The sequence below is a fragment of the Streptomyces scabichelini genome, assembly GCF_011045015.1.
GTDB lineage: Bacteria > Actinomycetota > Actinomycetes > Streptomycetales > Streptomycetaceae > Streptomyces > Streptomyces scabichelini.
In genome coordinates this window covers 26,972-33,835 of sequence record NZ_JAAKZY010000111.1, presented here as the reverse complement: position 1 = coordinate 33,835, position 6,864 = coordinate 26,972, and the positions used below count along the sequence as shown (strand labels likewise).

At 71.0% G+C, this 6,864-nt stretch carries 4 protein-coding genes and 1 pseudogene; 2 read left to right on the top strand and 3 right to left on the bottom strand.

Annotated elements, in window-relative coordinates; all coding sequences use genetic code 11:
• Together G5C60_RS52395 and G5C60_RS29680 are read right to left on the bottom strand one after the other, a co-directional pair.
• Positions 1 to 886: pseudogene (locus G5C60_RS52395) on the bottom strand (hypothetical protein); the annotation flags it as partial.
• 174 nt (positions 887 to 1,060) lie between these two features.
• Complete coding sequence (locus tag G5C60_RS29680; protein WP_165264026.1) at positions 1,061 to 1,312, bottom strand: helix-turn-helix domain-containing protein; 252 nt, start codon at positions 1,310 to 1,312, stop codon at positions 1,061 to 1,063.
• 39 nt (positions 1,313 to 1,351) lie between these two features.
• On the opposite strand from G5C60_RS29680, the gene map reads away from it, so the two are divergent.
• Positions 1,352 to 2,119, top strand: a complete 768-nt coding sequence (map, locus tag G5C60_RS29675; RefSeq protein WP_165264025.1) for a type I methionyl aminopeptidase — start codon at positions 1,352 to 1,354, stop codon at positions 2,117 to 2,119.
• Positions 2,120 to 2,351: 232 nt separating this feature from the next.
• Positions 2,352 to 4,955, top strand: coding sequence for an ATP-dependent Clp protease ATP-binding subunit (locus tag G5C60_RS29670; RefSeq protein WP_165264030.1), 2,604 nt, complete (start codon positions 2,352 to 2,354; stop codon positions 4,953 to 4,955).
• Between the two features lie 59 nt (positions 4,956 to 5,014).
• On the opposite strand, the gene ggt is transcribed toward G5C60_RS29670, so the two are convergent.
• The gene (gene ggt, locus G5C60_RS29665) at positions 5,015 to 6,808 is read right to left on the bottom strand and encodes a gamma-glutamyltransferase (RefSeq protein WP_165264024.1); all 1,794 of its coding nucleotides are present in this window, start codon (positions 6,806 to 6,808) and stop codon (positions 5,015 to 5,017) included.
• Positions 6,809 to 6,864 lie beyond the last annotated feature (56 nt).

Sequence of the window (6,864 nt, the reverse complement as noted above, 5' to 3'; positions counted from 1 at the left end):
GGCGGGAGGCGGCGGCATCAGACCGGTCATCCGAGCTGGTGTGCTCCGAAAAGCCGGACATCCGGCTGTCGGGGCCGGAATCGGGACCAGGCTGCCAGCTGGCTCGTTGCGCGGCCGAGTCGGCCGAGTCGCTCGAGTCCCGCCAGATGTCCGGCCAGTCGTCCTCGGTCGGCTCCCGGCGGTGCGCGCCTTCACGTCCCGCGGTGGGACGGTCAGCACCGCCATACGCGCCGACGCGCCCATGGGACGACGTCTCGTCCGACGAATCCCCGTCCGACGAACCCCCGCCCCCGCCGAACGCCTCGTCGTCGACCCAGACCACGCCCCCGCCGTCGCCCGGCGGAATCGTCATCGCATCCCGCGCGTACCCGCCCGCGGTCCGGCGGTCCAACTCGTCCATGCGTGAACGGAGTTCGGCGCAGCGGGCGGTGGCGCGTTCGTGGTCGTCGCGGGCCCAGGCCAGGTCGAGGCGTATGGAGTCGGCTTCCTCGCGGGAGGCGACGGTACGGAGCAACTGGGCCAGTTCCGCATGGCGTTCGGCGGCGTAGCGCTGTTCGCGGAGCATGACGTCGAGGCGGTCGCTGAGGGCGTCCCGGCCGCCGGGGCGGGCGTCGTACGCGGCGAGTGAGGCTTGGTGGAGGACTCGCGCCCGCTCCAACTCCTGCGCGGCGGCCCGCTCGCCGTATTCCGCGGCGAGATCCCGCAGGAGCGCCTCCACGACGTCCCACGGGGGCACCTCCCAGCCGTCCAGGCAGGCCCGCATTCCCTCGGGATCGCGCTGCCAGAACACACCGCACCACCCGCCGCCCTGGTCAAGCCGGGTCAGCAGGCCTTTGAGGTACTGCGCGAACTCCCGCACCTGGCCCGGGAGTTGTTCCACCGCCATTACGTTCACCCCACGCCAGCCTGAAGTACTCAGGCCCCGTAGAAAACACCATTCGTGTTACGGAACCGCTACGAGAAGTTTGCGGACCGGACGCGGAGTGCTCCGCTCCACTCTCAACGTACCTGTGCGACATGGGCTTTTCGGCGCCACTGAGCCCCGTAACACGAAGGTCGTCTACACCCCAGCCAGAGCGCAGCTTCCCGCGATCTCGTCCAGCGAAAGGCCCAGCACTCCGGCCAGGGCCGCCACGGTAAAGAAGGCGGGGGTCGGGGCGCGACCGGTCTCGATCTTGCGGAGTGTCTCGGCGGAGAGGCCCGCGCTCGCGGCGATCTCCGCCATGCTGCGGCCGCCACGGGCGTCACGCAGCAACCGGCCGAGCCGCTCGCCGCGTTCACGCTCTTCAGGAGTCAAGGGGGTGCGCACCATGACCCCATTCTAATACCGGCAAGCGGTATAGTAATTGGCATGGTGGAACTGAAGACGGACACGTCCATCGACGCGATGTACGAAGCGGGCCAGGTCGTGGGCCGTGCCCTCACGGCGGTGCGGGAGGCCGCCGACGTGGATGTCTCACTCCTGGAGCTGGACGAGGTCGCCCATGACGTCCTGCGCCGTGCGGGTGCCGGCTCCCCGTTCCTCGGCTATCGCCCCTCCTTCGCCCCCACCCCCTTCCCGGCGGTCATCTGCGCTTCCGTGAACGACGCGATCGTGCACGGCATCCCGACCGGCTACCGCCTGCGCGACGGCGACCTCGTCTCCATCGACTTCGGTGCCGAGCTGGACGGCTGGGTCGGCGACTCGGCGATCAGCTTCGTGGTGGGCGAGCCGCGCGCCGCCGACGTACGACTCGTGGAGACCGCCGAGCGCGCGCTGGCGGCGGGCATCGAGGCGGCCGTCGTCGGCAACCGCATCGGCGACATCGCGCACGCGATCGGCACGGTGTGCCGTGCGGCGGGTTACGGCATCCCGGACGGCTTCGGCGGCCACGGCGTGGGCCGCCGTATGCACGAGGACCCGCCGGTCCCGAACGAGGGCCGCCCCGGCCGCGGACTCCCCCTCCGCCACGGCATGGTCCTCGCCATCGAGCCCATGCTCATCGGCGGCGGCACCGACGGCTACCACGCGGCCCCCGACGGCTGGACCCTCCGCACCAACGACGGCTCCCGAGCAGCCCACACAGAACACACAGTGGCCATCACAGAGACAGGCCCCCGAATCCTGACGTCCCGCTAAGAGCACGCTGACGGGCCCCGTCAGGGGCGCCCTTCAGGGGCGCGGGGCTGTGACAATGTGCGGCTCCGCCGCGTGGGCGCGACCAGCCACATCCAACCCGCACCAGTCGTACTGCCCTCCCACAGCGCCCCCACGTGTAAGCCGACGGAGTCAGGGGCACTCGTGCGGACCGGCACGTCACAGCAGCGAGCGCGTCCCGGCCGGCCGGCTCGGGACGCCGGAACGGATGGCCATGACCAGCGGCTTCACGGGTCCGCAGGGCTACGGCCCAGACCCCTTCGGAGAATTCTTCGCACGCTTCTTCGGCTTCGGCGGCCCCGGGCCACGCCCCAGCCCCCGGCACATCGACATCGGGCGGCTGATGAGCGGGCCCGCCCGCCAGCTGGTCGCCACGGCCGCGACGTACGCCACCGAGCACGGCAGCACCGACCTGGACACCCAGCACCTGCTGCGCGCCGCGCTCGCCGTCGAGCCGACCCGGAGCCTGCTGGCCCGCGCCGGCGCCGACCCCGACACACTGGCCACCGAGATCGACGAGCGAGTGGGCCCCCTCGAGGAGAAGTCCCAGGAGAAGTCCGAGGAGAAGTCCGAGGACCGACCACACACGCCTCTCGCCGTGACCCCGGCGGTCAAGCGCGCCCTGCTGGACGCCCACGCCTTGGCCCGAGCCGAAGGCGTCGGCTACATCGGCCCCGAGCACGTCCTCAGCGCCCTGGCCGCGAACCCGGACTCCGCCGCCGGGCACATCCTCAACGCGGCCCGGTTCACCCCGGCCTCCCGGCCGCCCGAGACTCCGGACGGTTCGGCCGCGGGCGCCCCGGCGCGCCCCGAACGGCCGCGCTCCTCGCCCACCCCGACCCTGGACAAGTACGGCCGTGATCTCACCGAACTCGCCCGCCAGGGCCGTATCGACCCGGTCATCGGCCGGGACGAGGAGATCGAGCAGACCGTCGAGGTGCTGTCCCGGCGCGGCAAGAACAACCCGGTTCTGATCGGCGACGCGGGCGTCGGCAAGACCGCCATCGTGGAAGGCCTCGCGGAACGCATCGCCGACGCTGACGTACCGGACACCCTCGCCAATCGCCGGGTCGTCGCCCTGGACCTGTCCGGCGTGGTCGCCGGGACGCGTTATCGCGGTGACTTCGAGGAGCGGCTGACCAACATCGTCGACGAGATCCGCGCGCACTCCGACGAGCTGATCGTCTTCATCGACGAGCTGCACACCGTCGTCGGCGCCGGAGGCGGCGGCGAGGGCGGCTCGATGGACGCGGGCAACATCCTCAAGCCGGCCCTGGCCCGCGGCGAGCTGCATGTCGTGGGCGCCACGACGCTGGAGGAGTTCCGCCGTATCGAGAAGGACGCGGCCCTGGCGCGCCGGTTCCAGCCGATCCTGGTCCCCGAACCGTCCACCTCGGACGCGCTGGAGATCCTGCGCGGCCTGAGCGACCGGTACGAGGCCCATCACCAGGTCCGCTACACCGACGAGGCCCTGGTGGCGGCCGTGGAGCTGTCCGACCGCTACATCACGGACCGCTATCTGCCGGACAAGGCCATCGATCTGATGGACCAGGCAGGCGCTCGCGTGCGGCTGCACGCCCGGACCAAGGGCACCGACGTACGCGCCCTGGAGCGCGAGGTCGAGCAGCTCGTCCGGGACAAGGACCAGTCGGTGGTGAGCGAACAGTACGAGCAGGCCACGCAGTTGCGCGACCGTATCAACGAGCTGAAGGCGAAGATCGAAGCCGGGCGCGACGGGGAGGCCGACGAGGGACAGCATCTGGAGGTCACCGCCGAGGCCGTCGCCGAGGTGGTCTCCCGGCAGACCGGCATCCCGGTCAGCAGTCTCACCACGGAGGAGAAGGACCGCCTGCTGGGCCTGGAGGAGCATCTGCACCAGCGGGTCGTCGGACAGGACGAGGCGGTCAGCGTGGTCGCCGACGCGGTGCTGCGCTCCCGCGCCGGGCTTGCCAGCCCCGACCGGCCGATCGGCAGTTTCCTCTTCCTGGGCCCGACCGGGGTCGGCAAGACCGAGCTGGCCCGCGCGCTCGCGGAGGCCCTGTTCGGCAGCGAGGAGCGGATGGTGCGCCTGGACATGAGCGAGTACCAGGAGCGGCACACCGTCAGCCGGCTCGTGGGCGCCCCGCCCGGCTACGTCGGCCATGAGGAGGCCGGCCAGCTCACCGAGACCGTGCGGCGGCACCCGTACTCGCTGCTCCTCCTCGACGAGGTCGAGAAGGCGCACCCGGACGTCTTCAACATCCTGCTTCAGGTCCTCGACGACGGCCGGCTCACCGACTCCCAGGGCCGCACGGTGGACTTCACCAACACCGTGATCGTGATGACCAGCAACCTCGGCTCCGAGGCGATCATCCGGCGCGGCACAGGCCTCGGTTTCTCCGCGGGTGACGCCGAGGCCGACGAACAGGCCCGCCGCGAGCAGGTCCTGCGTCCGCTGCGCCAGCACTTCCGGCCGGAGTTCCTCAACCGCATCGACGAGGTCGTCGTCTTCCGGCAGCTCACCGCCGATCAACTGCACCGCATCACGCAGCAGTTGCTGGAGCAGACCCGGCGCCGCCTGCACGCCCAGGACATCTCGGTCACCTTCACCGATGAGGCCGTCGACTGGCTCGCGCAGCGCGGCCACGAGCCCGAGTACGGCGCCCGGCCGCTGCGCCGCACCATCCAGCGCGAGATCGACAACCGGCTGTCCCGTCTGCTCCTCGACGGCCGGCTCACGGCGGGCAGCCGGGTGACGGTGGACATCGAGAACGGACAGCCGGCGTTCCGGACTTCCGGACCGGCGACACCCGCTCAGTCGGCTGACGTAGCCGACTGAGCGGGTGACTGAGCTTTACGGCGTATTACGCCATGTCATGTACGCCATGTCGTGGCGGCTTACGGCGCCGGTGTCACCACCATCGCCGAGCCGCCCCCTCGCCGTACCGTCTCCGCCGCCGCCAGCCACTTCCCGTTCGGCAGCCGCTGGATGCCCGTCGCCGCGCCGATCTCCGGGTTCTCGCGGAAACCGTGACCGATCGCTTCGAGCCGCGTCCTCAACTCACTGTTCCACAAGCCCGGTTCGAGCTCGGTCGTCGTCTGGTTGCGCTGACTGGCGCGCGGCGCGGCGATCGCGTCGACCAGCGGGAGACCACGGTCGAGGAAGCCGGTCAGCGTCTGCAGCACGGTCGTGATGATGGTCGCGCCGCCCGGCGAACCGAGCGCCACCACGGGCTTGTCGTCCTTGTCCAGCACGATCGTCGGCGAGATCGACGAGCGCGGCCGCTTGCCGGGACCCGGCAGGTTCGGGTCGTGCACGCCGGGGCTCGCGGGCGTGAAGGAGAAGTCCGTCAGCTCGTTGTTGAGGATGAAGCCCCGGTCCGGGACGGTGATGCCGCTGCCGCCGGTCTGCTCGATGGTGAGGGTGTACGCGACGACGTTGCCCCACTTGTCGGAGGCCGTGAGGTGTGTGGTGTTCTCACCCTCGTACGTCGTGGGCGCCGCCTGTCCGCCGGTGGAGCAGGCCGCCGGGTTGCGCGGGTCGCCGGGCGCGAGCGGGCTCGTCAGCACCGCGTCGTCCTTGATCAGGCACTCGCGCGAGTCGGCGTACTTCTGCGACAGCAGTTCCTTCGTCGGTACGTCCTCGAAGGCGGGATCGCCCACCCAGCGCCCCCGGTCCGCGAACGCGATCCGGCTCGCCTCGATGTAGCGGTGCAGGTACTCGACGTCCGTGGCCTTCGAAAGGTCGGTGTTCTCAAGGATGTTGAGCGCCTCACCGACCGTGGTGCCGCCGGAGGACGAGGGCGCGATGGAGTAGACGCCCAGACCGCGGTACGTCGTCTTCGTCGGGGCCTGCCGGTTCGTCTCGTACGCCGCGAGGTCCTTCAGGGACAGCTCTCCGGGGCGCGCGTTGCGGCCCGACGCCGGGTCCACGGGCGGGTCGTTGACCGTGTCGACGATGTCGCGCGCCAGCTTGCCGTGGTAGAGCGCGCCGACGCCCTTGCGGCCCAACTCCTCGTACGTACGGGCCAGATCGGGGTTCTTGAAGGTCGAGCCGACCACGGGCAGTGCCCCTCCGGGCAGGAACAGCTCGGCCGTGTCCGGGAAGTCCTTGAAGCGCGCCTGGTTGGACTGCGTCTGCGAGCGGAACGTCGCGTCGACGGTGAACCCGTCGCGCGCGAGCCGCTCGGCGGGCTTCAGGAGCGGCCCGAGCGGCTTGCTGCCCCAGGCGTCGAGCGCCGTCTGCCAGGTGGCGGGTGTGCCTGGCGTTCCCACGCCGAGGCCGCTGGTCACCGCGTCGGCGAACGGGATCGGCTGCCCGTTCTCCAGGAAGAGCCCCGAGTCGGCGGTCAGCGGTGCCGTCTCGCGTCCGTCGATGCTGTGCACCGTACGGGACTTGGCGTCGTAGTAGACGAAGTAGCCGCCCCCGCCGATGCCCGACGAGTACGGCTCGGTGACGCCGAGCGCGGCAGCCGTGGCGACGGCCGCGTCCACCGCGTTGCCGCCCTTGCGCAGGACCTCGATACCGGCGGCGGACGCGTCCGCGTCGACGCTCGCCACGGCCCCGCCGTACCCGACGGCAATCGGCGTCTTCTCGGCAGAGGTGCCGGCCTCGGGCGGCGCAGCCCCCACCGAGACGACCGCGGCCGAAACCGCCAGAACCGCCAGTTTCCGTGCGACAGGGCGAGCCATCAGTACCTCCAGTCAACGGCTGTCCGCGCAGCGTAACGCGGTTGCCATGGGCGCGT